Genomic DNA, 25,459 nt, shown 5'->3' with positions numbered 1-25,459 from the left:
GGGAAGCTGATCGCAGGCTGAATAAATACACATTCCCAAAATTAAACTAAGTAAAACAATTATGCGTTTTATTGGCAATTTCGTCTCTCCTAAATGTGTAAAATCAAAATAGGGGTTGGTTCTAATGTCGGGCGTTGTAGGGGCAATCCACCGTGCCTGCCCTAACAAAAGGGCAACCACAGAGGGATTGCCCTAGGAAAAATGGCCTAACAATAGAATCAAACCCGTATATTTTTACGCCAGGGGTGTATTGGGGATCAGCTCCCAGACACCGCAAGGGCATGCCCCTTTGCAGAATCCGCATCCAATGCATTTGGATTCATCCACCACATATTCAAATCCGGTTGCCTTTTCCTGGCGGCTGATGGCCCCTTCAGGGCAGACGGCCACGCAGATGCCGCAATCCTTGCAATTTCCGCAGGAGGCGCAGTCTTCACTGCACGATTCTAAGGTGTCGGCATCATGTCTGGGGTTATAATAGGTCAGGTTTACACGCCGGGTATCAATCATGGGAGCAAGACGGCCCACATCCGGTGCCTGGCCTTTGAGCAGCTGATCAATGGCGATGGCGGTCCGCCGGCCTGCGCCGATGGCATTGGTGATAAGCCCCGGCCCCACGGCATCCCCGATGGCAAAAACCTTTTCATCCGAGGACCGGCCGGTTTCGTCCACCTTGACAAACCCTCTTTCAAGCTCAAGCCCCTCACCAAGGAAGGAGAGATCCGGCACGTCTCCGATGGAAATCACCACCGTATTCGCCGGCAGCAATTCACCACTTTCAAGTTTGACCCCCTGGGAGTTAATCTCTTTGGTGAATACCGGCCAGCGGAATTGCGCACCGCATTTTTCGGCATCCTCTCTCTCCTTGCCGAATGCAGCCGGTTTCTGGACATCAATCAGGGTGATATCAACAGCACCCAGCCGGTGGGCTTCGGTGGCCACATCACACCCCACATTACCGGCACCGATAATTACAACCTTTTTGCCCGGTTTTATCCTGTTGGCCTTGGCCTTCTCAAGAAAATCATTGGCAAAAAGAGCCCGCTCGGCACCTTTGATCGGAAGGGATCTGGGTTTATTGCCCCCGGCGGCCACCACAACATAGTCATGACTCTTTTTTATCTCGTTGAACTTTTCCGCATCAACTTTTTCTCCCAGTCTTATATCCTTTATATAAGACTTTATTCGCTCTATTTCGGCATTCAGGGTGTCGGCAGGGATTCGGGATTCGGGAATCACGGCGGAAATTTTTCCGGCAATGGTCTGTCCGGCTTCAAATACCGTAGCGGTATGGCCTTTCATGGTAAGTTGCCAGGCCACGGAAAGACCACCCGGGCCGCCGCCGATGACGGCCACTTTTTTCCCGGATGTTTTGGCCGGCTTTGGCGGTTTGATATTCTGGGCGGCCTGGCCTAGAAGACGTACATTAATGGGACTCATATAGGACAGATTCCGGGTACAGGACGCCATACACGGACTGGGGCACAGGTGACCGCATACGGTCGCCGGAAATGGAGAATACTCAAGGCCCATGGAGATGGCTTCGTCAATGTTATCGGTCCGGATCATGGCCCAGCGCTGCTGGACCGGAATTCCCGTAGGACAGGCTGACTGGCAGGGCGAAATATATTTACCGTGTTCCCAGACCGGAATGTATCGTCTGTACTCACCCTTGGTAATGACCGGCACAGTACCCTTTTCCGTTTCCTGGAGATCTCCGATCAGACCGCCGCGACCAAGCTCCATATCCCAGACCTGCTCCCGGAACCAGGACATGGATTTCCGCTCCGGCCCTTCGGCCTTTTCCTGGGGATTTTTGGCTTCAAACAGCCGCCAGTCTCGTCGCACAGCCAGTTCATTAATCAATTTAGGCTGTTGGATTTTTTTAAGAAAGGTTTTAAGGCCCTGGGTCAGCCATTCCCATTCCTGATCATCAATGTCCACTTCCTTGGCATCTTTGTCGGAATAACTTTTGGCATCACCACGAAAAAATACCTTCCCCCCCACCATGCCTACCAGGGGTTTGTAACCGAGAACCTGTTCCGGATTAGCCGCGTTTAAACCGCAGATAACGGCAATGCCGCCTGCCATGAACTCACCAAAGTAATCCCCTGCCGTCCCCAGGACCCACAATTCAGGCGGCTCAAATCTGGGATTGCGCTTGGTCATGGTCATACCCCGGGCACCAATGGCCCCGCCCACATAAACCTTACCCTGGGCAGCCCCGTTCATGGCCCCGTTGGAGGCGGATCCATGCACAATGATTTCAGCACCGGCATTGAGCCAGCCAATATCATCCGAGGCCGGCCCCATGATCTCTATTTTTGTATTGGGTGTGCCAAGGGAGCCTGTGCGCTGGCCGGAATGCCCAATAATACGGATATCCATCCTGTCAGGGTACGACTCCCAGAGTCGTCCGCCAATGCCGTGCTGGCCAAAGGCCTGGACTTCAAGCTTTCTGTTGCCCCGCTTGACGTGCTGGTGAATAAGATCTTCAAGTACCCGTGAGGAGATCCGTTTTTCGTCTCTTTTACCTGCTATAAAAATGTAGTCGCTTTTCATCATATCCCGTCCTCCTTTACACCACGTACTTGATACTGAGGCGGTCAGCAATATTTTTATCATCAATCCCCAGCGCATCGGACATGCCGATGGGCAGGGAGGTGGAGCGCCCCAGGGGTGCTACGATTTTTTTGAGTTGCGTGTCAAAGGAAACATAAATGTCCACTATGCGCTGGGCCACATCTTCCGGGTCAAGGCGGCGGTAAAGCCTGGGATCCTGGGACGTGATGCCCTTGGGGCAGATGCCCAGGTTGCATACGTTGCACCGGTCTTCTTCGGTACCCACGCACCCGGCGGCGGCCTGCATCACATATTTGCCAATCTGAATCCCGGAGGCCCCCAGCATGATCAGGGCTGCCGCATTGGCGGCAATGTTGCCGTTTTTACCAACACCGCCCCCGGCAAAGATGGGGACTTCATTCTGTTTACCGATGGCGGTCAGATTCAGGTAGTTGTCCCGGACACAGCTGGCGATGGGGTGGCCCATGTGGTCCATGGAAACGGCGTATGCCGCGCCGGTGCCGCCATCTTCGCCGTCAATGGCGAGCCCTGCCGCATATTCGTTACGGGTCAGGTTGTTCATCACCGCCAAGGAGGTGGATGAGGCGGAAATTTTTGGATATACCGGCACCCTGAACCCCCATGCCATGGACATGGACAGAATCATCTTGGCCACGGACTCTTCAATGGAGTACTGGGTCTGATGGGTCGGGGGGCTGGGCAGACTGACGCCCTGGGGCACGCCCCGGATGGCCGCAATCAGCTTGTTGACTTTATGCCACATCAAAAGACCGCCGTCCCCTGGTTTTGCGCCCTGACCGTATTTGATTTCAATGGCACAGGGGTCTTCTTTCATGTGCGGGATGGCGTGGATGATTTCATCCCAGCCAAAATAACCCGATGCAATCTGCAGGATGACATATTTAAGGAACCGGGAGCGCAGCAACCGCGGCGGACACCCCCCCTCACCGGTACAGATGCGAACGGGCATGCCCATCTCTTCGTTCAGGTAGGCAACCCCCATCTGCAAGCCTTCCCACATGGTCGGGGAGAGTGCGCCAAAGGACATGCCGCCGATGATCAAAGGATAAATTTCCCTGACCGGTGGAATCCAGCCCTTTTCCCGCAGTTGTTTCATATTTTCCCTGGGGGGAAGCACCCGGCCCAGAAGGGTACGCATCTCAAATTCATGGCGCCCGGCATCCAGGGCCGGGTCCGTGAGCATGGAAATTCGGGTGAACTTGATTCTGTCGAGTATCGATCCCGAATCGTTTCGCCGGCCGCCCCTGCGCCGGGGAATGCCATGCTGGTTGATGTGGAATTTCATCCTGTCCAGGCCCGGATTTTTCCTGGGCCGGATGGCATCATTGGGACACACCATGGTACACATGGCACAGCCGATGCAGGCATTTTCAACCCGGGTGTCCTGACGAATACCGTAAAAGGTATCATACGCATTACTGTGTTCGGCATTTTTGCTCACAGACGTTTTGACGATCCGTTTCTGAAACGGATGCAGGGCGATGGCCTGGACCGGACACACGGCCGTACACTGACCGCACAGGGTACATCGGTCATTATTATATTCGATCTGCCAGGGCAGATCATTCAAACTTAAAGAGGAAGGTTCAAGGCTTCTGTTTGACGACATATATTTACCTCCTGACGCTCAGGGCTTACAGTGACTGTATCAAGGTGCATGGGTTGAAAGTCCGTGGTTTTATCCCGGTCAGGGATGACGGCGTCCAATCCGCAGATCTCGGATGAAAAAGCAAACATACCCGGCTTGCCGCCCACCACACCGGGCCGCAGTTTCTTGCGGTCCTGAACCATGAACATGGTGTGATCCGGCAGGGTGCCGATGACCATATTAGGGCCGTCAATAATTAAGGGCCGGCAGGTCTTTTTTAAATGATCCAGGAATTCAAAATTGGGGTGCTTTTCAAGGGCATCGCGCTGAAGCGGCGTAATCACATGCTTATAACCGTCAATACCTAAGCCCAGCTCTTCCATGGAAAAATGAAGGATGTGAGCAAAGACCTCGGAATCGGACTGATATCCGGTATAGCCGGGGATATCTCTTGAGGAAAGAAAATCCTTGATCGGGATAAACGCCGTGTTTTCACCATTGGTCATGGTGCAGTACCCCTTGATAAAAAACGGATGACAGGCATACAGGTTGATGGCGTAATTGGTGTTCTGGCGTCCCTGGGCCATGATAACCCGTGCTTCAAGTTCTTTTCTGTCAAGGCCCAGGTATTCCCCCAGCTTCATGGGATCTCCGATCTCCTTGATCATGATGGTGTCCGGCCAGAAGGAGAATACGATCATGTCGTTTTTCTCTTCACCCATCTCCCGTATCTTAAGCCTTACATCCAGAAGCCTTGTGGCCAGCTCCTCCTGGGACAGGTCGTCCCAGCCGTCGGGCAGTTCATAAGCCCGGATCAGATAAATTTGTCGTCTGGGAATACCTTCTACCCGGGTTTTCGGTGGTTTTAAAGAGACTTTATGCTTGGTCAGGAAACCAAGGTCCATCATAAAAAGGTCCAGACGGCGGATGCCTTCTTCAGTAAAGATCCCGGATAGAATCGGGGCATCTTTCATCTCTTCAAAGGTGCCACCAAGGTCCTGGAGCAAAAGCCCCACGCCGGAGCCGTCATGCCCTTCCTTCATTACGTCAAGGGCTTTGATGGCCAGCATAGGCGACTGAGGCTCCTTGCTGGTGAGTGCAAACAGACGACACATATTTTTTTAACTCCTTATGGTCTTTATTTTTAAGCAGTCAAAAGACTGCGGGTCAAAATCTCAAAACTCAAATATTAAGGGCACTTAATAAGACTGTCAATCTTTATTTTCCTAATGAAGGGGGACGGTGACCGGGCAGACCATGCAGGAATACCGACGACATCAAATAAATATAGGAAAAATTAGGCTTTATTCATAGAGTCGCGTTTATATTCCACAAAACACAATTATGCAAAAACTTTGCTGTTTTTAAAATACAAAAATGCAAAAACTTTGCTGTTATGCAAAATTCTTGCATGATATTGGGAATAAAGGATGGTCGGCCGAAAACCGAATAAGCCTGACGTTATGTCGTATATCGCTGTTATAACGGGGATTTCCTGTTTAATCCGCCAGTCCGTATTGCTTAAAGACGGCATGGCCTTTTTCCGAAGCCACAAGGTCCAGGAATGCCTTTGCCTGATCAGGGTGGGTTGAATCACTTAAAACCGTCAGCACAAGTTTCTTTTTGGCGGCAAAATCCTCACTGAGCCTGAGCGCCTCGACATCCTTAGAATTTTCTTTCCAGGTGGATACGGCATACCAGTTAATACTGACATCGGCCTTGTCGGCCTTGATGGCATTTACCAGACTCTGAGAATGGGAGGTGACAATCGCCTTTTCTTTAACCAAGTCATAATTGCCGAATTTTGTGAGTATTTTTTTTGTTTCTTTGCCGATGCTCCCCCGCTCGGCAGATCCGATAATGGATCTGAAACGGTCATTTGCCAAAGCAGAAAGGTCTGCCGGTACCCCTTTGGGATTCTCTTTTTTTACAAAGATGGCCGCCTGGTTGTATCCCACCGGTGCCTTGGCCGTCACCAAACCCGGATGCTCGGTTTCCATTTTTTTAACATAGGAATCTGAACCAGGCAGATAGAGGTCTCCATTTTTATTTTTCAGCAGCAGCTGAAGCAATTTGCCGGAGCCCCCCTTGACAAACTGTACTTTACACCCAGTCTGATTTTGAAACTCATTTGAAAGCGCCACCATGGGTTTGAGCATTGTGACCCCGCAATATACCACCAGTTTACACGGTGTTTTTGCAAAAAGAACACCCGGCGCAAAAAGAACCAAAGCAATCAATAACGCTGTACATTTTTTTTTCATAATTCATAAAATGCGGCAAGGAATTGCCGCCCTCCTTATAATAATTTAGTAGCCATGCACCGGACCTTAGCACGTCGTATTGTAGGAATAACCATCAGATGCATGAAGCAGCCTGCAATATTTCCAGCTAATGCCCTGTACTGTTTTGTCCACTGTTTTAATGTTAAATGATCCGCTTTTTCTGACAGCGACGCGCCCGGTGTACGTTCCAACCTTTTTGCCGGAAGTGACAACCGCCTTGACGATGTCGCCCGTCTGAAAGCCTTTGACTTTTTTTTTCATTCATGGGCCTAATTGAAATTGTCCTACGGTTTCAAATAACTTTGCAGCGATGATATTCAATTCATCACTTTTTTCTTTCACATTCAAGCTCTCCCCGGAGGTCACTTCCGATGCTTGGGTCAGGTTTCGGCTATCCTCGGTGATCCGTTCTGAGAGGTCGGCATTATCTGCAATGCTGTTCGTGATCTCCCTGATGCCGACGGAAACCGAGGAAATACTGTCAGCAATATCCCGGGTTTTACCAGACTGTGCCTCCATGGCACCCGCCACACTCACTGCGCGCTCATCCACCTCGGCAATGAGCTGAGTGATCCCTGTGATCTCTTCAAGTGCTTGACCGGCAGATGCCTGGATGCCGTCTATATGCTGTTTTATTTCCATGGTTGCCTCTGCCGTCTGCCGGGCCAGATCCTTGATTTCATTGGCTACCACGGCAAATCCTTTACCGGCTTCGCCCGCCCTGGCCGCTTCTATGGTTGCATTAAGGGCAAGAAGATTGGTACTTTCTGAAATCTCGGTGATGCTTTCCGTTATTCTGGTAATACGGCTTGCGCTCTTACCTAAGGCCGTTGTGGTTTCCAGAACCGCTTTACCCCGGTTCGATGCACGAAGGCTGATATCTCTCATATCTTCAGATGATTTGACCGATGATACGATGACTGACTCCATATCCGTGGTGGAATTGACAATGCGTTCTATATTTGAGGCCGCTTCCCGGACAGCGGATTCAACATCCCTGATGTTTAGGTTCATGGTCCGGGCAGCATTGAAAAGCGCTTTTGCATTGGTATTTGTCTCTTTTGAAACGGAGGACAAATTAACTGACACGGAGGACAGAGCCTGGGAAGATTCCGACAACAATCCGGCCTCGCCTTTTAATCCGGTAAAAATCCGCCCCAGACCGCCGATCATTTCATTTAAGGATTGAATAAGGCCCCCGACCTCATCTTTTCTGTTTGTATCAATGGTCCTGGAAAAATTGCCTTTGGCGATCTGTCGTGCAAACGCGATACTGGTAAGAATCGGTCGAACAATTGACCTGGCGACAAATGACATGGAAATGCCGATGACAACAAATGTAAAAGACATGATGAAAATCAATTTCAAATTCAATGCCCGCTGGGCTGCTTTTGACAGCTCGGAAGAAAACATTTTGATTTCTGAGACCTCCTTTTTCTGCTGCCCGATGATTCCGGAAATCACTTTTTTATTTTCCGCATTAATTTCCTGCAGCATGCTTTCGATTCTGGAAACCGCTTCCATACTTTCCAGATTCACCTGCAGGGACAGGCCCATGTAATTAAAGTCATCCCGAATCGTATGCGAAAACACTTTTTGCATGTCACCGGTCAGGCGGACTCCCATATTAATGACGTCATCTTGGGACGGCGTTTCAGACGTTGAAAATTCTATCCAGGAAATTGCAGGGTTTTCTTCCATCAGTGTACGGATGCTCTGCCGGGCCTCTTCCATTTGAAAATTAATCACCAGGGGAAATATCTGATTGGCAATGGACTTTGTCAGGGCACCATAGGAAGAAATGTATAAATTTGTAACAATATCCTTGGTAGTACGGGTCAGCGTATTGAACTTTTTTTCAATGCGTTGAAAATTTTTGGAAAGCGAGTCGATATTTTTCTTCCCATTGTCTTCGACATTCTCCACGATGCTGCTAATAAGGTGACCTTCATTTCGGCTGACTTCTCGATTCACCATGATTAATAAGCAACAAAAACCGATAAGCAGCAAAATTAATATATTTACATTCAGTTTAACACCGATTCCCACAATGACACCACCTTTCCCGGTTCAAGCGTAACATTTGATTCTTTGTTTGCGATTTTTGCTGTTTTATTTTTTTATCATTTTTCTGTCAAGGCAATTGACCCATCCCAGTTTATCGGCATCTTATTTTTTAAAACAATCGAATCAATCCGGGTAATCATATTTTTAGACGCCGGATCGTCCGGCCGCAGTGATAATGCCCTTAAAAAGAGGTCCCGCGCGCAAGCAAACTCTTGAACCAGATAGGTCTCAAACGCGTGATTATAAATTTGATAATACGATTCATGATCCATATTACTATTTTCAGAACAGGTCCCATACACCTCAAAAACGTTTACAGCCTCTTTTTTCCCCTTTACTTTAATGCTATCCAAAATACGTGTCAGAAACATTCCCGGTGTAAGCGCGGCATGGGTGAATTCGGAAATCATTAGATATGTATTATAATATTTATTGGCACCTTCCAACCGAGATGCCAGATTAACGGCATCACCGATGACGGTATAATCAAAGATTTGACGTGATCCCAGATTTCCTATAATCATGGGCCCGGTATTGATTCCCACCCGGCAACGCAGTTCCGGAAGCCCTTTTGATCGCCATATGGAACGCAGGGTTTTCAGGCGCTGTTGCATTGCCAATCCGGCTTTCACAGCCCTGTCTGCATGATCCGCATAATCAAAAGGCGCACCGAATTCTGCCATGATGGAGTCGCCTTGATATTTATCTATAATACCGCCTTGTGCCAGAACAATATCGGTCATTTCGGTAAGATAATCGTTGAGTAACGTGACCAGATCGGCTGGTTTCATTTTTTCTGAAATGGCCGTAAAATTTTCAAGATCGGCAAAAAGCACCGTAATAATACGTTCTTCTCCGCCCCAGTTCAGTAATTCCGGATTTGAAAGCATTTTGAGAACAACTTTCTCAGGAACATATCTGGAAAAAGCACTTTTTATAAATGCCCGGTCCTTGGAAACAATAATTTCCGACCCAATAATCAACCCCAGAAAAATAAACCCCGTACTACTGAAAATAGTAAACACCGGCACAAGCGAAAATTGAATAATGTCAAACCATGCAATGCCGATGACGGCTGCGAAAACAAGACAGCCGGTACCATAAAATATCCAGGGAGGTTTCAAGAAAGCCGACAACACCAATATTGTACCCATTGCCAATATGAAACCAAGGGTTTTTTCAAATGACCACCCGGCATAAAAAGAATGGGTCAACAGGCCGTTCAGCAATGCCGTATGCATCTCAATCAGCGATGCGCTGTGTTCAAGCGGGGTTTGCCCCAGATCGGAAATACCGCTGGAAACATCTCCGATAAAAACAAATTTTCCTTCAAAAAAATCCGTCAAATTTCCCCTTAAATTTTTATCGTCATAATATTGCAACAGGGTGTGTATCCCCATTTTTTTGAATCCATTATGCCAATCCTGTGCATATGGAATAAAGGTCCGCCCTTGGTTATCTATCGGTATAATGATATCCGTTTCAAGAAAATTGTGTTTTGTTGCCGGAATAACAATTTTTTCACCCCAATGAACGGTGATCTCATCAAAGGATATCCCGGCATAATCCAGAAACATGGACAACGACAGGGTTGGAAAATAGGAATCATCCACTCTCAGGAGCATTGCATTATGTCGAAATACGCCGTCAGGATCACTCATCGCGCTGATGTGTCCTGAGTTAAAAGCCGCCCTGGAAAATTTGTCTGCCTGCATCAAGGCCCTGACCGCATAAAAGGGATGGGATTCCCCTTTTTCTATGGGTTTGAAAAGATAATCAAAGCGAAATCGTTCATATGCGGAACCTGTTTCCCATTTAAAAGATCTCTTCTGATTTGAACAGTCAAGACCAATGGGCAGATATACATTTCCAAGATCCTGTATACTTTTTACCAGACACTGGTCGGCGTCTGCCTTTCCCGGGCGGGCAAAGATGATATCATACGCCAACGCCGCCACCCCCAGTTTGTTCAAAACATCATTCACCTTTGCCATATAGGCGCGATCCAGAATGTTTTTGTCGACATAATCATAACTGTCATTGGTGATGAGAACATAGGCAATTTTCGGGGATAATGGCGGGCCATGCCCTGATTGAACCGCATACCGGTAAAAAGAATCAAGCATCTGAAAATTATAACGGCTCCATACATTCCCCCGTCCCAAAAACCAAAAGGCTGAAACCGTCCATAAAAGGAAGAGGCCTAAAACTGTTATGAATTTTAAATCTTTTTTATTTTTTAACCCGAAATTCATATGTTCTGACTAGAATATGGTTTCCGGAAAAGATAGGTAACGCCTGAATGAACACATCCGTATCAGATTTATTGCCCCTGTCATTACCGGCAAAGGATTTATTGCCCCTGACATTACCGGCAATGGCAAATGGTTTTTCAATGCGCTGGCTCAAATCAATCTTGCTTTTTTGTCGTAAGGCCGTTTCATAGGCCGCCCATTTATGATGAGAAATTGATCCGGATCCGAATAACTCCGACATTTCAATGAGTTCATCCGGGCTGCAGACAATACTAAACCCTTCAATAGGACTTTTGCCATCCACTTGATAAAAATCTTTACGGGAAGGAATGGTCAAATGAGTGACCTTGGGGGAGTTGTCTTTTGCCGTGTTTAACAGGGTTGCCGTGGTATAATCCGTATGAACGACATAAACATGAAACGGTTCTTCCGGTAGTACATAAATACGCAAAAAATCAGATGTGCGAACCCGGTCCATTGATTTTGCACGTTTAATGTTGTCATCAGATTTAATCTGTATGCCGATTTTTGCCCTGACCCTTCTTTCCTCAGACAGACTATGTGTGAAACCGACAGCTGTTAAAATAAAGGACGCCATCAATATAGTGCTGATTTTACAAGAAACATTCATGAATTTCTCCATAATTTTATTTTTTTCCCTGAAAAAACATATTCTTTAATTATTCTATAACCAGTTGCCGATCAATAAAAAAGGGGCCCAGTAGAATGGATGGCTATAACGGGAGTCATGGATCAGCCGGTTCTGGGCAATCTGCAGGGCGCGGGCCTTGGAAAAAGACGGCGTTTGAAATTTTTTATAAAATTCCGTAACCAGAAGCGATGTGGCCCTGTCATCAATGAACCAAAGGCTGGCCAGGGCGCTTAGTGCGCCGGATCGGATGGCGATACCGGCCAATCCCAGGGCGGCCCGGTCGTCCCCCACAGCGGTCTGGCAGGCGCTCAGGGTTAACAGTTCCACCGGTTCTTTTTTCAGCTTGCGAATTCTCATCAGATCTTCAAGCATATCCATGGTCAACCTGTTATCATAGGTCAGTAAAAATGTTTTATTATGATCCCGGTTAAATTGTCCGTGAGACGCGATATGAACAACGGAATAAGGCTTTTTTCTAAATATGTCTTGAACGTTCGACAAGGTAAAGGTTTGATTTTTAAACACATCACAGGGATAAAGAGTTTGGAGTGCATCCAGTTCAAAATCGACATTGGGCAGGGCGGGAAACCCCTGCACGCCTTCGGTCAAACCACTGAGCATCAGGCGGCTGTTTTTTTCAGGAGCCGGACGGGTCAGGGCGGTAAAGGTCAGCCCCGGCGTGACGGCCACGGCATATTTTTCAACAAGAAATTTCTCACCATCATGAAGTGCTGCCATGGGAATGGTCCGCAATGCCCCGTCCGGTATGAAAACCAATGTTGTGATGTGCTGTTCGGCCAGCTGTTTTTCCAGGGGATGAATCAGCCGGCGGTAAAGCTGCTTTGCAGATGCCATATAATCCCCGGATAAGGGAGATTCCAGTTGCTGCCTGAACCCCTTGATCTGCTTTGCAATGGTATTGGCATCAATGGGTATGGTCTCCTGCCTGAGACCATCGGGGAGCGTAACCAGTATTTCCATTCGGTCCGGAAGCAGGATCGGATAAAAGATTGCCGTCTGTTTAAAGTGTTTATCCAGATTGAATTCGGTACTTTCAAGGGACGTGATACATTCATCCTGGAAATAGTCCTGAAGTTCAACCGCTTTGAGCTGCTCAATGGTGTCCCTGGCTTCCCGAAGATCGTCTTTGGACTGCTTTGAACCTCGGTTTAAGGCGCTTCGCCGGAGCAGGAGGTCTGCCAGCTCAAAATAGACAGGCCCCACCACTTCCCGGAAAGAGAGCTGCCGGTTTTGGTTGCAATGAACGGAAATGTCGTCCCGGATGATGTCAAGGGTATTGATGGTGCGCCGGTACGCCTCAATGGCCCGGTCCATATGTCCCTGTGCCTTGAGAAGCCGCCCGGTCTGCCATTGCCATTGATATAGAACCTGTTTTATATCGGCTTTCTGGGCTGCAAACAGGGCCTGTCGTGTTAACTGCAGGGCCTCGTTATATCGACGGCTTTTTTCATACAAGTGCCCCATATATCCCAGGGCATGGGACAAGGCCGTCATATCATCCAGGTTCATGGCAACTTGTTTGGCTGTATTCAAGGTGTCATGGGCCATAAGGATGATCTCTTCCCGGCGATGGTCCAAAACGGTATGAAATGCCTGAAGTTTGACCATCTGTTTTGCAATGGCGATCAGGCAAAACGCTTTATCATGGCTGTCCGGCAGGTGTTCGGCGCTATTTTTTGCATCTTTGAGCAGGGTCAGGGCGTTTTGGTAATTCTTTTGTATATAATGAATTTTAGCCATGTTGATCATATTCTTGAGCTGTGACACCGGACGGTTTATCTGCTGAAACAGGTCATCGCTTTTTTTATAAGCATCCACTGCACCATCATAATCCTGTTGCACCGTGAGCATGTTTCCCATGGCCGTGAGTACACTTGCCGTTAACTGGCGATTTTTCGCGTCCTTTGCCGACATCAATGCGTTTCTCAGATGCGCCCCGGCAGGTTCGGTTCTCCCCTGGGAGAGGTACAACTGTCCCAGGCCCAGATGAACCCGGGCAGCCCACAACGGGTTTTGTTGGTTTTGCGCCGGGGTCAATGCCGACCGGAGGTTCTCCTCGGCAAGCTGATGATGGCCCATAACACGATACGCCTCAGCCGTGCGACAGCTGATATCAATTATTTTTTTTATGTTTTGATCCGCCTGGTATAATTTCTCGGCAGCATCCCATTGATCAATGGCAGCGACAAAATCACCCCGTCCAAATGCGGTATTTGCCTTTTTCATAAGGTCATCCGCAGAAAGGGCCTGCAAGGACAATGCGCTTGCAGAATCACATCCTGCAAGGCCGTCCGCCGGCGCTTCGACGGCCGCCAAGGTAAAAAAAATAAATTGCAAAATCAGGCATATAAAATTTTTATGGCTTGCACTACATCTTTTGAGCATATTTAAAGCTCCTTGTCTATTTTGCCGGCATGTCTTCAGACGCATCATCAAAATCAAAATAAACGTTGGACATGAAATCATCGGGCGCTGAACGCCGTCCCCCCCGGCCTGTGACAACCAAACTGCTGGATGTATCCATAGTTTTCAAGGCGCAGGAACTGTGCAAAAGCGCTGTAACATCCAGATCAGGGATTTTCAGGCCGGCCAGCCCGCCGGAAATATCCGTATCCGGTGAATCAATCTGAACGGTTCCGTCAATACCAAGCTGAGAAGATGCCATCACCGTGCTTTCCGGATCGGCTAAAAAATAATCCGAAACAATATGGATATTGCCGCCCTTGCCTTCAAAGGCATTGGCAATGATCCGGCTGTGGTTCAGTATAACAAAGCAAGGATCAATCTCAATGTTGCCGCCGTTGCCCAACCCGCCTTGAACCGATGTGGTAATCCGGCTGTCAAGCAGGTACAAATGATTGACGGTGTTCAGGGTAATATTTCCGCCATCGGCATCCAGGCTTTCCGTGGTAATGCGGCTGCCGTACAGTGAAATAGCGTCATCGGTTTGGATGGTGATACTCCCGGCCTGGCCGGTGCCTGTGCTTTGGGCACGGATGGCGGCATGGGGCTGCATATCTACCAGAGAGGCGTCAATGCGGATACTGCCGCCACTGCCGGTGCCGTCAAGGCTTGAGGTATTGATTTCCCCGCCATGTGCCATGGTTAACATGGGTGTGGCAATAAAAATTTTTCCGGCATCTCCGCTATCCTTTGTTCTGCTTTGAATACCACTCAACTGCTCTTCATTGTAATTTCCCGAAACGGCAATCTGTTTTGATGCTAAAATGTTGATATCTCCGCCACTGCCGGTGCCGGAGGTTGTGGCGTTGACCTGGCCGCCCTTGGCCAATGTCAATGTTTCCACATCCATCTGGATATTACCGCCGTTTCCGTCATTTGTCGTCGTCGCCTGAATCCATCCCCCGTCACTGATCCTCACGTTCGGGGAAGATAAGACTAAATTTCCCCCATTGCCGCTGCTGCCTGTACTGACGGACAGAAAACTGGAAATATCTCCGCCATTATCGGTTCCGGAAATAACGATGGCATCTGTTGCCGTAATGTTCACACTGCCCCCCTGCCCGGTTGTTTCACCCGTACCGGTTGAAAGGTCTATATTCCATGTTGTGTTCGTCTCTTCAATGATGTCCGGATCAACACCGAACACATCGGCGGAAATTCCGGCACCGCCGGTAATGATCAATTGATCCGTTTTGACTGTAATATCGCCCCCATGACCACTGCCGGTGATATCGGCATTAATATAAGTCTCATTTCCTTCAAGGGTCAGGGTGGAACAGGCAATATCAATGTCTCCGGCATTCCCGCTGCCAAAGGAAAACGCCTCAATCTTTCCTTCGTCTGCAAGTGTAATCCGCGGTGCGGATAATGAAATGGTTCCGGCATTACCATTTTCCCAAGTCATTGCACTAATCAAGGCATTATAGAATTGCCCGGGTCCTGCTTCAACGGATCCTGAAATGTCAATGAACTCCAACGCAGACACCGTAATATTCCCGCCATTCCCCTGATCATTTGCTGACGCATGGATCATTCCACCATCCTGGAGGAGCAGGCTGGATACATTGAGATCAATATCGCCGGCGTCTCCACGACCGTCGCTGCTTGCCGCAATTCCCCCGGTATCTGTAAGGGTTAGGGTTCCGGTGTTGATTTTAATATTGCCGGCATCACCGTTTCCTATTGTCAGGCTTTCGATTGAACTGGAAAAATCGGATTGAAACCCGGCAATGGTTACCGAGTCACCGGCCTGGATGCTGATATCTGCGGCCTGTCCGTCCCCCATGGCAATTGAAAAAATTTTTCCAGCGTCGGCCAGGTTGAGGGTGGTGGAAACGATATCAATCTGACCGGCATCAAGGCCTGCCGCGTTCGGTGCATACGCAAAAATACAGCTGCCGGTTGCAGATTCATTTTCCCCCAGGACCATGGTTCCGGAAATATTGATGGAGTCCTGCGCATGAATGTTCAGATCGCCGCCCTGTCCTGATGATATGCTGCCAACGCAGATCGCCCCCCCATCCGTTAATTCCAGACTGCCTACATTAAGATCAACCCGGGAGCCTGTTCCGCTGCCATGGGTCTCCGCTTGAACCATCCCCCCTTCCTCAAGAATCAACGTCTCTGCCGAAATCATAAGATTGCTGCCACTGCCGCTTGCTGAAGATGTCACTCTGGTGTCGATATCCGTACCATAATTCCCCTGACCGGATATCATCACGGAATTCTGGGCGTTGATACTCAGGTTTCCGCCGCTGCCGGAACCATAAACCTGGGTATCGATGGTTCCGCCATTGGAAATTTCCAAGTCCGTAACATCGATATTGATGTCAGACCCCTTGCCGTCTCCGCCAGTCGCACCAGAGACAGTGCCAGCATCGGTAATGGTCAGCGCTCCGCGCAATTCAATATCAATGACCCCGCCGTCCTTATCGCCAAAGGTTTCCGACCGGACATGGGAATTATTGATCTCAAAATGATTGCCCCGGATATAGATATCTCCTCCGCCCAAACCAGCGGCATCGCCGGAATCACTGGTATAGATATTGGCATTCTCTTTCATCTCAATATCGCCCAGCTGCTTAAAACCACTTATATCCATACGATCAATATCCACTTCTCCGGCGCTATTCACTGCAGCTGCATTGATCCGCCCTCCTTTGGCGGCAAGAATACCGCCGGTGATTGTAATATCACCGGCCACCACGGATAAGGTTTCGCCTTTGGGCGCCCACAACTCCCCCTCGACACTGATCGCTGTGGCGGGATTCTTCCCCAGGAATCCAAATGCCTCCGGCTGCGCAGACGTCAGTACACTGTTTTGGGGGTCGGACGCATCAAACCGGCCGTTGTCAGAGAATCGAAGGTAATCAGCCGTACTCACACGAAATGATCCACTGATCTCCAAGGAGGCATTGGGTCCGAACATAACCCCGGCCGGGTTCAGGAAAAAAAAGTCCGCGCCGCTGATGCCGGATTTGAGTATACCATCAATAGAGGATGCGCTGCCGCCGGTCACCCGGGATATGATGTTTTGAATGCCGGCCGGCCCGCTGAATGTTGCGCTTTCCCCGGTGTTGATATTAAAGGTCTTAAAGCTGTGAAACAGATTGCCGCCGACCTGCTGACCCAGATCACTGGAAACGGCATAATCCGGCCCGGAAAGTGACATAGCCGATCCTATGGTGCCGTCTGTTACAATCTTTGCACAGGCATTCTGAAATTGTACAATAAAAATCCATGGAACCCATAAAATAATAAAAAAAACAAGACATATACGATAGATAAAGGTCATCTTTATATATTATCTCCTCACAAGTTTTATAGAAAACGCCAGGTCAGCAGAAAATGAATACCATCGTTTTGAAGATCATAATCAGGATAATCCATCTCCCGCAGGGCCTTGGCCCAGTAAACTTCCGCATGGAGTGCAGACCCCGGATCCCACCGAATGCCGATGCCTGCACTGGAAATCGTTTCAGGGTCAGGGGTTGTGGTATCGGTATTGCCGGACCATCCCCAATCCACAAAGGGGGCCAGTTGAACCCATCCGTCTTCACGGGTCTTTCCGGTAAAGGAAAGCGGCATGCGGAACACAGGAATACGAAATTCAAGGGAGGTAAAAGCCCCGTTATCCCGGACCAGTTCATTTTCGCGGTACCCCCTGACGCTGTTTAACCCGCCCAGGGAAAATTTTTCCAGGGGCAGAAGGGGATCGGCAGACAATTGAATATTGGTTCGAAAAATAACCTGGCTTTTTTCAGGCACTTTCAGGCGTCTGGCCCACTGAAACTGCCCCAGCCAGGCAAAAAATTGTCCGTCGGGATCTGAATCGTGGGATGTGGCGCCCATGGCATGAATCCCTAAGCTGAATACCGACCGTGCCGCAAACACCTGTGTGGGTCTTCGCAAAGACCATTCCTGGGAAAAACGTAACACTGTTACATCACATTCGCCATCTTCGACACCCGGGGAAAAGGAAAACGGTTCTCCCAGCAAAAAGGTTTCGCTGTGCCGTGTCTCAACAGCCAGTGACAACGCCACTTCCTGGTTAACCATTTGATAAAACGGGTGCCTGATGCGCAATCCCCAGGTTTCTGCGTTGCTCTCAATATCAATGCTGTCAAAAGGGGCTTCAATGATATTTGCATTATTTTTATCATAATACAGAGATATGCTGGTATCCTGCGCAGTAACCGGAAGCGTATAGTACGCAGAGTAATTATCAGCCCCTTCACTTACCCCATAGGAAACTCCCAGGGTGTCTCCCCACCCGGACAGATTGTGGTGGGCCCCATACAATTCCAGGTGTTGTGACCCCACGCTTGGCGATTCACTGTTACTGTATTTCATCCCCAGTTCATAAGGGGGCGCTTCTTCCACCTTTACATTGAGACGGCCTTGTCCAAGATGAATACCCGGGCCGAATTCCCCGTTAATACGCTGGATCAGACGATTTTGATGCAGCAGGTTGAACTGTTGTTTTAGCCGGCTGATATTAAACGGGGGATCTGCACCCAGAAGAATACGTTTGCGAATATAACCGGAACGCAGCCGGGTATTTCCCGTTATGTTGATCGTTGTCAGGCAGCCCTCAATGATATGAATTTCAACGACCCCGCCGGTTATCTTTTGATCCGGAATTATCGCTCCGGAGTTCAGGTATCCTTTGTTGACATAATAACGTGTCAATTTATGGCGCAGTTCCTGAAGTTCTGCAAAAAGCAGATAGCGATGCTCATAATTTTTGAGTAAAAATTTTAAATCCGTATCACTGAAGATGGTATTGCCAATCAGTTTAATCTGACGCACAAAAACACGGGGGGCTGATGACAGATCCGGGACATCACCATTTTCCCCAAAGGGTGGTGCCGGAACCACGGGAAGAATATCATCAGGCAGAGGCGCGTTATCTTTATTTTCCGGCAGTTCAAGGGGGGGATTTTGAGGGCGGTGTATGATATTCAATCCCCTTTGCGTTCCGGTTGACGGCATAGGAGACCCAGCCAAGGCCGTTGTACTGCAAAATAAAATCCCAATTAGGCAGAAAAAATGGTGATTTAGTCGTTTGCTCATCATAACTCACTCTATATCCAATCATGTTTCCTTAGGAATCGGCACAACGTATAAGATACCCAATTAGAATTGTCAAATCTGGGGCCTACAATGCAGTGCGGACTTTTCGGCTTTGATCATCATTTGGATCACCGTGTAGGTTGGGTTGAACGAAGTGAAACCCAACATTTTGTATTTGTTGGGTTTCGTTCCTCAACCCAACCTACCTTCCACGTATTGGCCGAAACAATGATCAAGGCCGACTTTTCAATGATAAAGATTGTCATCCGTTTATTATTTTGATACAGTCCTGCTGATTTTTGTTCGTGTCTGTTTTTTCTCAATTTTTTTTTAGGGCACCGCATGGACAAGGAATTTTTTAATAAATTCTCCGAAAATATACGTTTGGGCAAATTAGTACACTCGATTGTAACCGACGTGAAGACTTATGCTCAGGAGCAAATAGAAAATATTAAAAAGTTATCCGAAGTCGGGATGGCCTTGTCCGTTGAAAAGGACATGAATAGACTGTTCGAGATGATTCTGAATGAGGCACGTCGGTTTTGCCGGGCTGAGGCAGGAACTCTGTATATTCTTGATAGAGAAAAACAAAGCCTTAAATTTGAAGTCTGTCAAAACGATCGGATCAATATCGGAATGGAAGATCAGGGCCAACCCCCAATTCAACTGCCCGATGTGCCTTTATATATAAATAATCAACCCAATCATTCAAATGTTTCCTCCCATGCCGCCCTGAACAAATCCATCGTCAATCTGCCGGATATTTATAATCTGGCCGATAAGGTAGAATACCGTGACCTGAGTTTTAAAGGGACAATGAAATATGATCGGATCACAGGATTCCAGACCCGGTCCATGCTGGTGATCCCAATGAAAAACCATGAAGACCGGATCATCGGTGTGCTTCAGTTGATTAACGCACGGGATGAAGAAACAGGTGAAATAATACCTTTTTCAGAAGAAATCCTGGGCATTGTATCTTCCCTGGCGTCCCAGGCTGCCGTTGCTTTGACCAACACACAGCTAATCAGTGAACTCAAGGCACTGTTACATGCCTTTATCAAAAGCATTGCAACGGCCATTGATGAAAAATCGGCATATACGGGCGGACATATCAGGCGGGTCGTTGAGCTGACAAGGATGATGGCTGAAGATATTAATGCATCCAAATCCGAGGCATTTAAAGATGTTTGCCTGAGTGAGGCGCAATTGGAAGAACTTCATATGGCGGCCTGGATGCATGATGTGGGCAAAATTACCACCCCTGAATTTGTGATGGATAAATCCACTAAACTGGAGACGATCTTCGATCGTATTGATCTTGTCAAAACCCGGTTTGAATTAATAAAAGAGGGGGTTAAAAACAAATATGCAGAAGAAATGGTAAAATTTGCCGTATCCCGCAGGCGCAGCCCCGGTATGTTTGAGCAGCTTGAGATGGCGCGGGATAAAAAAATATTAGAAATACAAAATGATTTTGAATTTATAGAATACTGCAATGATGCAAAGGATCATATGTCCGATGAAAACATTGAACGGATAAAAGATATCGGCAGAAAAACATATATGCTCAATGGAGAAGAACATCCGTTCCTGACTAAAAATGAAATCCGTAACCTCTGCATCAGAAAAGGCACGCTGACGGAAAGCGAACGAAAACAAATCGAAAATCATGCAAAAATGACCTTTGATATCATCAGCCAGCTGCCGTTTCCCGAAAACCTCGCCCATGTAGCTGAATATGCGGCCTCCCATCATGAAAAGCTTGACGGCAGTGGTTACCCGCAGGGACTTGACAGCGACACCCTTCCCCTTCAATCGCGGATTATTGCCATTGCCGATATTTTTGAAGCCCTGACAGCCAAGGACCGGCCCTATAAAACCCCCATGCCCTTGTCCCAAAGTCTTAAAATTTTAGAATTCATGAAAAAAGACAATCATATTGATTCAGATATACTGGAACTTTTTATCAAAAACAGGCGGTTTCTTGAATATGCTGAAAAGGAGATGAACCCCGAGCAGATTGATATCGAATGTATGAACTTTTGATTCAAACGGGAATATAATGGACCGTTGTCTGAAACAATTTGGACACTATGTGAACTGTTCCCCAAAGCAGCTGGAAAGATATTTGGAGATACAGGCACAAAGGCGTAATAAAGCTATAGATCTCAGCAGACTTGGAGACATCATGGTGGATGTGGATATTGTTTTTGCCAACAATGGGGTGCTTGATAAATATATCGGTGACGGTCTGATGTCCGTATTTGGTATTCCTTTTGCAAAGAATGATGATGCCGTAAGGGCGGTAAGGACAGCCCTGCAGATGCGCTATGCCCTTGCCGAGTTTAACCGGGGCAGGGAAGCCAAAGGAGAAGCGCCCATCCGTATCGGTATCGGTATATGTACCGGCAATGTGGTATCCGGAAATATCGGCTCGGAAAAACGCATGGAATATACTGTCATCGGAGACGGCGTCAATACGGCCGCAAGACTGGAAAGCCTGACAAAAAAACTGGGCACCGATATCTTGATCAGCGGATCAACATACCGGGAAGTAAAAGATCAATTTAAAACAAGGGAAATTGCAAAAACTTCGGTCAAGGGGAAACAAAAACAAATTGCTGTTTACCAGGTCATATCCGAATGAAAAGGAATTTGTAGCTGATGAAAACGGAAGAATATATTAAAACCCTGTGAGGTCACTTGCTCATATGGGTAAAAACACCATCCCAGTCTTCCTCCGGGGACTCTTCCAGATAATGTCGGCAGCGGTCCATGTAGAGAGAATAAATCTTTTTTCCGGAGTGCGCCGCCCCAAGAGAAGAAAAAATCCCCAAGGCTTGATCAAACTTTCTTTTTTTATATAAAGAAAGTCCCCTGTTATACTCTTTTAGCTCTTGTGCCAGTTGTTCCTTATGTCCGGAGTCGGGAGCCAGGACCGTATAAATACCCACGGGTTCATTTTTGCCTTTGACCCTTACCCGGTCAAGTTCCTGGAAAATCCAGGACCGGCCTGTGTTTTTTTTTACCGATTCACTGACAACCAGACCAACACCATAAAACTTGGTCAGCCCTTCCAGGCGGGAAGCCAGGTTTACGTTGTCCCCAATAATGGTGTAGTCGAACAGATCTACAGATCCCATATTCCCCACCCTGCACTGGCCTGTATGGATACCGATGCCGATGGCGATTTCAATTCCGTATTTTTTAATGAACTCCTTATTGAGTTCCTTGACTGATTCCAGCATTTCAAGCCCGGTTTTAACTGCCAGATCCTGATGATTTTTTACATCCAGGGGAGCATTCCAAAAACACATCACGGCATCACCGATGAATTTATCCAACGTACCTTTATTTTTGATGATGCCCCGGGTCACCGGTGTAAAGTAATCGTGGAGGAGATTGGTGATCCGTGTGGGAGACAATTTCTCGGACAGGCTGGTAAACCCCCTGATATCAGAAAACATGATTGATATCTCTTTTTCCTGTCCTTCAAGGCTGAGCTTTTCGGGAGAACGGGCAATTTCATCGACAACAGTTTTAGATACATACCGGCTGAATGCAGACCTGTAAAACCGCCGCTTACGTTCCGACAACCAGAATCGAAATAAATTAAGAAAGGAAAAATTGCAACCCATCACCAATAATGAGAAAAACGGAGATATCCATATCTGACGGGATTCAAGGCCCCAGATGCTTGCGTACCACGCAAGTCCGGCCAAAAGCCCGGTAATGGGTAAAATCAGCCTCCCTTCTGTCGATCCGATGATGCTGGTTAAAACCCCCCATACCAGTATACCTGCAAGCTCCAGTCCGGGCACCCAGTCAGGGCGGCTTACAGAGGACTGGGTAAGAATATTGTGTATAATGGTGGCGTTGACCTCAATTCCGGGAAAAACATCATCCAGGGGGGATGTCCTTTGATCCATAAGGCCTGCAGCCGAGGATCCGATAAGAACAATTTTATTTTTGAATGTGTCCGGACTCACTTTGTCTTCCAGCACCCTGCCGGCCGACACATAGGGAAACTGATAAGATGGACCTTTATAGTTGATCAGCATCGCCCCGTCGGCTTCCAGGGGAACCATAAGGTTTCCGATCACAAGGGATTCGACCCCCCCGCTGCCCACTTGAATAACAGGATCGGGAATTCTGCCCTCAAAGGCTTTGAGAATGGTGGCCAGGGACAGGTGTGGATAGAGTTTGTCCTGCCAGGATATCACCAAGGGTACCCTTCGGACTACGCCGTCTACATCAGTCAGGGCGTTCATAAATCCGGCCCCGGTTCCTTTGTCCATAAGTACGGAAAGTGGTGGAATGGCACGGATAGCGCTGATTAATGAGGCATGTGCCGGTCCTGCCCCAGGAGCGCTGACCTGGGTAAAGTTCAAGGGAGGCACCTTTCCTGGACGGCTTCCTCCCCTGTCTTCTCTGAAATAAAAGGAATATCCCAGAACAAAGGGGCCGGTTTCCAATACATTTGCCAGCAGGGTATCATTATCCATGAGCTGATTAGGCAGGCCGGTAAATTCCAGGTCTACCTTAAGATCTTTTTTTAAAGCTGCTTTTAATACGGCAGGGGAGGTATGATCTTTTTCTCCAAACAGGATATCATTGCCCACGGCCAAGGCGCCGGCCATCTGCAGTTTTTTAAGGAGCAGGGCCAACCGATATCTGGGCCAGGGCCACTGCCCGACATTTTCAAGGCTGTATTCGTCAATATCCACAATGACAACCGGACTTTTATCCAGGGGCGTGTATGTCTGATGAACAAATACATCGTAAAGTTTTAATTCCATGAATTCCAGGTAAACCGGCTTAAAGACATATACGCCGGCCAAGGCCAGTGTCAGGACAATTCCGGCCAGGAAAACCAGCCACTGTCCCCTGGCAAGGCCTTTGGCATTTTTTTTCATTGCTACTTTTCCTTCTTTTTTCTCCCTTGATATTTAGTTACGTTTAATTCTTGACAAAGTCAAATCCTTGATGTTTATTTCGTGGTGGATTGTTCATAACTAACTTAGCATAATACAGACAACGGCGTTCCAGGGGAGCATTGCCTGCCGTCGAAAAATTCCATTAAAAAGGAACAGCAGATGAAAAAAACGCTTTTTGCAGTAATGCTGGTCATGGGCGGTGCAGTTTTTTTATGCTCACCCCGGCTATGGGCAGATTCCGAGATTTTTAATCCCAGTCCTGAGATACTTATGTCTAATCTATTGACAAACCATGAAGAAATACGAACATACCGGCAGGGGGTAAAACAGGCCCAAGGGCTGGTGCGGCAAAGCAGGGGGCTTTATTATCCTTCCCTGAACCTGTATGGAGATACGGGATTTGAAAAAATTGATAAAGAATACCATGATGATACCGACGAATTCAGACACCAGGTGACCCTGCGGGGCACCCAGTTGATCACGGATTTCGGCAAGACCACCGGGACAATAAAAAAAGACCGCTTATTCCTTGAGCAGTCTAAAGCAACGCTTGAACTGACCCGCCAAAGGCTGATGCGGGACGGCATTGCCGCTTATATAAATATTGTCAAGGCCAGGGAACGGATAAAAACCGCCCAATATTCAGAAGCCCGGATCAAGGAACTGACCGGCATTGAAAAAACCCTTGTGGAAAAGGGGGCAGGGTTAAGCTCAAACGTTCTCCAGGCAAAATCCCACTTGGCCGGTGCCATGGCCCTGAGAGTAAAAGCCCAGGGGGAACTTGAAATTGCCCAAAACCGTTTTCAAGCCCTGTTTTATCATTTTCCCACGAACGCGGATGTCAATACATTTCAAAAAATTGCCTTTCCGGGGGCGTTGATTCCGGGTACATTGGATGATTCCCTGGCCCAGGCAAACAAAGCCTTTCCGGAAATACAAATCAGCCGCCTGGACCTTGAGATGGGACGTGAGGCCGTGCAGATTTCAAAGTCCACGTTTTATCCCACCCTCAATCTTTTCGCCGAAGCCATCCATGCCGATAATGACAACGGCAGTCAGGGGGAACGAAAGGATTATTCCACGGGTATTGAATTCCAATACAATTTATTCAACGGCGGCAGTGACACGGCCGCTGTCAAAAGTGCTCTGGCCATACGGGATGGCGCATCAAGCAGACTTGAACATATTAAAAAACAGGTCAGGGAACAGGTCAGAAACAGCTGGAACCAGCTGGCCACCCTCAGACAGAGAAAAGAACTGTTAGACCAGCAGACGGATATCCTTAAAAATTTTCTGGAATTGGCTAAAAAAGAGAGAACAATGGGGGTCCGCCCTCTGCTGGATGTCCTGTCCGGGGAGGTGAATTACATTAATGCCCGGGGCGAGGCCATTGCTGCACAAGAGGATATGAAAATCGCCGCATTTAACCTGATTTATGCCATGGGCGCCATGAACATTGATATTTTTACCCCTTAACCCTGACGACGCCCACACAAACCCTGTCGGCC

15 protein-coding genes are annotated in these 25,459 nt (G+C 48.0%); 3 read left to right on the top strand and 12 right to left on the bottom strand.

Translation table 11 applies throughout. The features are described from left to right. Nucleotides 1-234 precede the first annotated feature (234 nt). The 11 genes from HXW94_RS00410 to HXW94_RS00360 all read right to left on the bottom strand — a co-directional run bounded on the left by HXW94_RS00410 (nt 235) and on the right by HXW94_RS00360 (nt 18,903). Nucleotides 235-2,565: an FAD-dependent oxidoreductase gene (locus tag HXW94_RS00410; RefSeq protein ID WP_178364926.1), complete on the bottom strand. Its 2,331-nt coding sequence runs from the start codon at nt 2,563-2,565 to the stop codon at nt 235-237. A 13-nt stretch (nt 2,566-2,578) separates the two neighbouring features. Next, entirely contained in the window at nt 2,579-4,213 is a 1,635-nt protein-coding gene (locus tag HXW94_RS00405; RefSeq protein ID WP_178364925.1) for a glutamate synthase-related protein, read from the bottom strand. Further along, entirely contained in the window at nt 4,177-5,307 is a 1,131-nt protein-coding gene (locus HXW94_RS00400) for a class II glutamine amidotransferase domain-containing protein (RefSeq protein WP_178364924.1), read from the bottom strand. Before HXW94_RS00400 ends, HXW94_RS00405 begins: the two co-directional genes overlap by 37 nt. Before the next feature lie 384 nt (nt 5,308-5,691). Beyond that, nucleotides 5,692-6,456: a substrate-binding domain-containing protein gene (locus HXW94_RS00395; protein WP_178364923.1), complete on the bottom strand. Its 765-nt coding sequence runs from the start codon at nt 6,454-6,456 to the stop codon at nt 5,692-5,694. Between the two features lie 66 nt (nt 6,457-6,522). Continuing rightward, entirely contained in the window at nt 6,523-6,738 is a 216-nt protein-coding gene (locus tag HXW94_RS00390) for a hypothetical protein (RefSeq protein ID WP_218576506.1), read from the bottom strand. Then, on the bottom strand, nt 6,739-8,403 hold the full coding sequence (locus HXW94_RS20030) for a methyl-accepting chemotaxis protein (RefSeq protein ID WP_218576505.1): 1,665 nt from the start codon (nt 8,401-8,403) through the stop codon (nt 6,739-6,741). 197 nt (nt 8,404-8,600) lie between these two features. Continuing rightward, a complete protein-coding gene (locus HXW94_RS00380; RefSeq protein WP_178364921.1) occupies nt 8,601-10,799 on the bottom strand; it encodes a CHASE2 domain-containing protein in 2,199 nt (732 codons plus the stop codon). Then, nucleotides 10,777-11,430, bottom strand: a complete 654-nt coding sequence (locus tag HXW94_RS00375; protein ID WP_178364920.1) for a hypothetical protein — start codon at nt 11,428-11,430, stop codon at nt 10,777-10,779. The genes HXW94_RS00380 and HXW94_RS00375 overlap by 23 nt, the downstream gene beginning before the upstream one ends. 54 nt (nt 11,431-11,484) lie before the next feature. Then, nucleotides 11,485-13,857: a CHAT domain-containing protein gene (locus HXW94_RS00370; protein WP_178364919.1), complete on the bottom strand. Its 2,373-nt coding sequence runs from the start codon at nt 13,855-13,857 to the stop codon at nt 11,485-11,487. A 16-nt stretch (nt 13,858-13,873) separates the two neighbouring features. Next, nucleotides 13,874-17,230 (bottom strand): two-partner secretion domain-containing protein, encoded by a 3,357-nt coding sequence (locus HXW94_RS00365; RefSeq protein ID WP_178364918.1) that lies wholly within the window; start codon nt 17,228-17,230, stop codon nt 13,874-13,876. Between the two features lie 26 nt (nt 17,231-17,256). After that, nucleotides 17,257-18,903 carry a ShlB/FhaC/HecB family hemolysin secretion/activation protein gene (locus HXW94_RS00360; RefSeq protein ID WP_178364917.1) on the bottom strand — a complete coding sequence of 549 codons (1,647 nt, stop codon included), beginning with the start codon at nt 18,901-18,903 and terminating at the stop codon, nt 17,257-17,259. A gap of 450 nt (nt 18,904-19,353) precedes the next feature. On the opposite strand from HXW94_RS00360, the gene HXW94_RS00355 reads away from it, so the two are divergent. Beyond that, on the top strand, nt 19,354-21,060 hold the full coding sequence (locus HXW94_RS00355; protein ID WP_178364916.1) for an HD-GYP domain-containing protein: 1,707 nt from the start codon (nt 19,354-19,356) through the stop codon (nt 21,058-21,060). A gap of 49 nt (nt 21,061-21,109) precedes the next feature. Continuing rightward, nucleotides 21,110-21,661, top strand: a complete 552-nt coding sequence (locus HXW94_RS00350) for an adenylate/guanylate cyclase domain-containing protein (RefSeq protein ID WP_178364915.1) — start codon at nt 21,110-21,112, stop codon at nt 21,659-21,661. 52 nt (nt 21,662-21,713) lie between these two features. Here the strand turns inward: HXW94_RS00350 and HXW94_RS00345 are convergent, their stop codons facing one another. Then, nucleotides 21,714-23,930: a CHASE2 domain-containing protein gene (locus tag HXW94_RS00345; RefSeq protein ID WP_178364914.1), complete on the bottom strand. Its 2,217-nt coding sequence runs from the start codon at nt 23,928-23,930 to the stop codon at nt 21,714-21,716. A 180-nt stretch (nt 23,931-24,110) separates the two neighbouring features. On the opposite strand from HXW94_RS00345, the gene HXW94_RS00340 reads away from it, so the two are divergent. Continuing rightward, complete coding sequence (locus HXW94_RS00340; protein WP_178364913.1) at nt 24,111-25,427, top strand: TolC family protein; 1,317 nt, start codon at nt 24,111-24,113, stop codon at nt 25,425-25,427. Nucleotides 25,428-25,459 lie beyond the last annotated feature (32 nt).

It is taken from the genome of Desulfobacter latus, from assembly GCF_013389365.1.
GTDB lineage: Bacteria > Desulfobacterota > Desulfobacteria > Desulfobacterales > Desulfobacteraceae > Desulfobacter > Desulfobacter latus.
Note: the sequence above shows the minus strand (reverse complement) of the source record. Positions and strands in the feature narration are given on the sequence as shown.

What these genes read in the sequence shown, in the direction of transcription:
- HXW94_RS00410 (WP_178364926.1), bottom strand. Translation starts at nt 2,565, where the DNA reads ATGATGAAAAGCGACTACATTTTTATAGCAGGTAAAAGAGACGAAAAA.
- HXW94_RS00405 (WP_178364925.1), bottom strand. Translation starts at nt 4,213, where the DNA reads ATGTCGTCAAACAGAAGCCTTGAACCTTCCTCTTTAAGTTTGAATGAT.
- HXW94_RS00400 (WP_178364924.1), bottom strand. Translation starts at nt 5,307, where the DNA reads ATGTGTCGTCTGTTTGCACTCACCAGCAAGGAGCCTCAGTCGCCTATG.
- HXW94_RS00395 (WP_178364923.1), bottom strand. Translation starts at nt 6,456, where the DNA reads ATGAAAAAAAAATGTACAGCGTTATTGATTGCTTTGGTTCTTTTTGCG.
- HXW94_RS00390 (WP_218576506.1), bottom strand. Translation starts at nt 6,738, where the DNA reads ATGAAAAAAAAAGTCAAAGGCTTTCAGACGGGCGACATCGTCAAGGCG.
- HXW94_RS00380 (WP_178364921.1), bottom strand. Translation starts at nt 10,799, where the DNA reads ATGAATTTCGGGTTAAAAAATAAAAAAGATTTAAAATTCATAACAGTT.
- HXW94_RS00375 (WP_178364920.1), bottom strand. Translation starts at nt 11,430, where the DNA reads ATGAATGTTTCTTGTAAAATCAGCACTATATTGATGGCGTCCTTTATT.
- HXW94_RS00370 (WP_178364919.1), bottom strand. Translation starts at nt 13,857, where the DNA reads ATGCTCAAAAGATGTAGTGCAAGCCATAAAAATTTTATATGCCTGATT.
- HXW94_RS00365 (WP_178364918.1), bottom strand. Translation starts at nt 17,230, where the DNA reads ATGACCTTTATCTATCGTATATGTCTTGTTTTTTTTATTATTTTATGG.
- HXW94_RS00355 (WP_178364916.1), top strand. Translation starts at nt 19,354, where the DNA reads ATGGACAAGGAATTTTTTAATAAATTCTCCGAAAATATACGTTTGGGC.
- HXW94_RS00345 (WP_178364914.1), bottom strand. Translation starts at nt 23,930, where the DNA reads ATGAAAAAAAATGCCAAAGGCCTTGCCAGGGGACAGTGGCTGGTTTTC.
- HXW94_RS00340 (WP_178364913.1), top strand. Translation starts at nt 24,111, where the DNA reads ATGAAAAAAACGCTTTTTGCAGTAATGCTGGTCATGGGCGGTGCAGTT.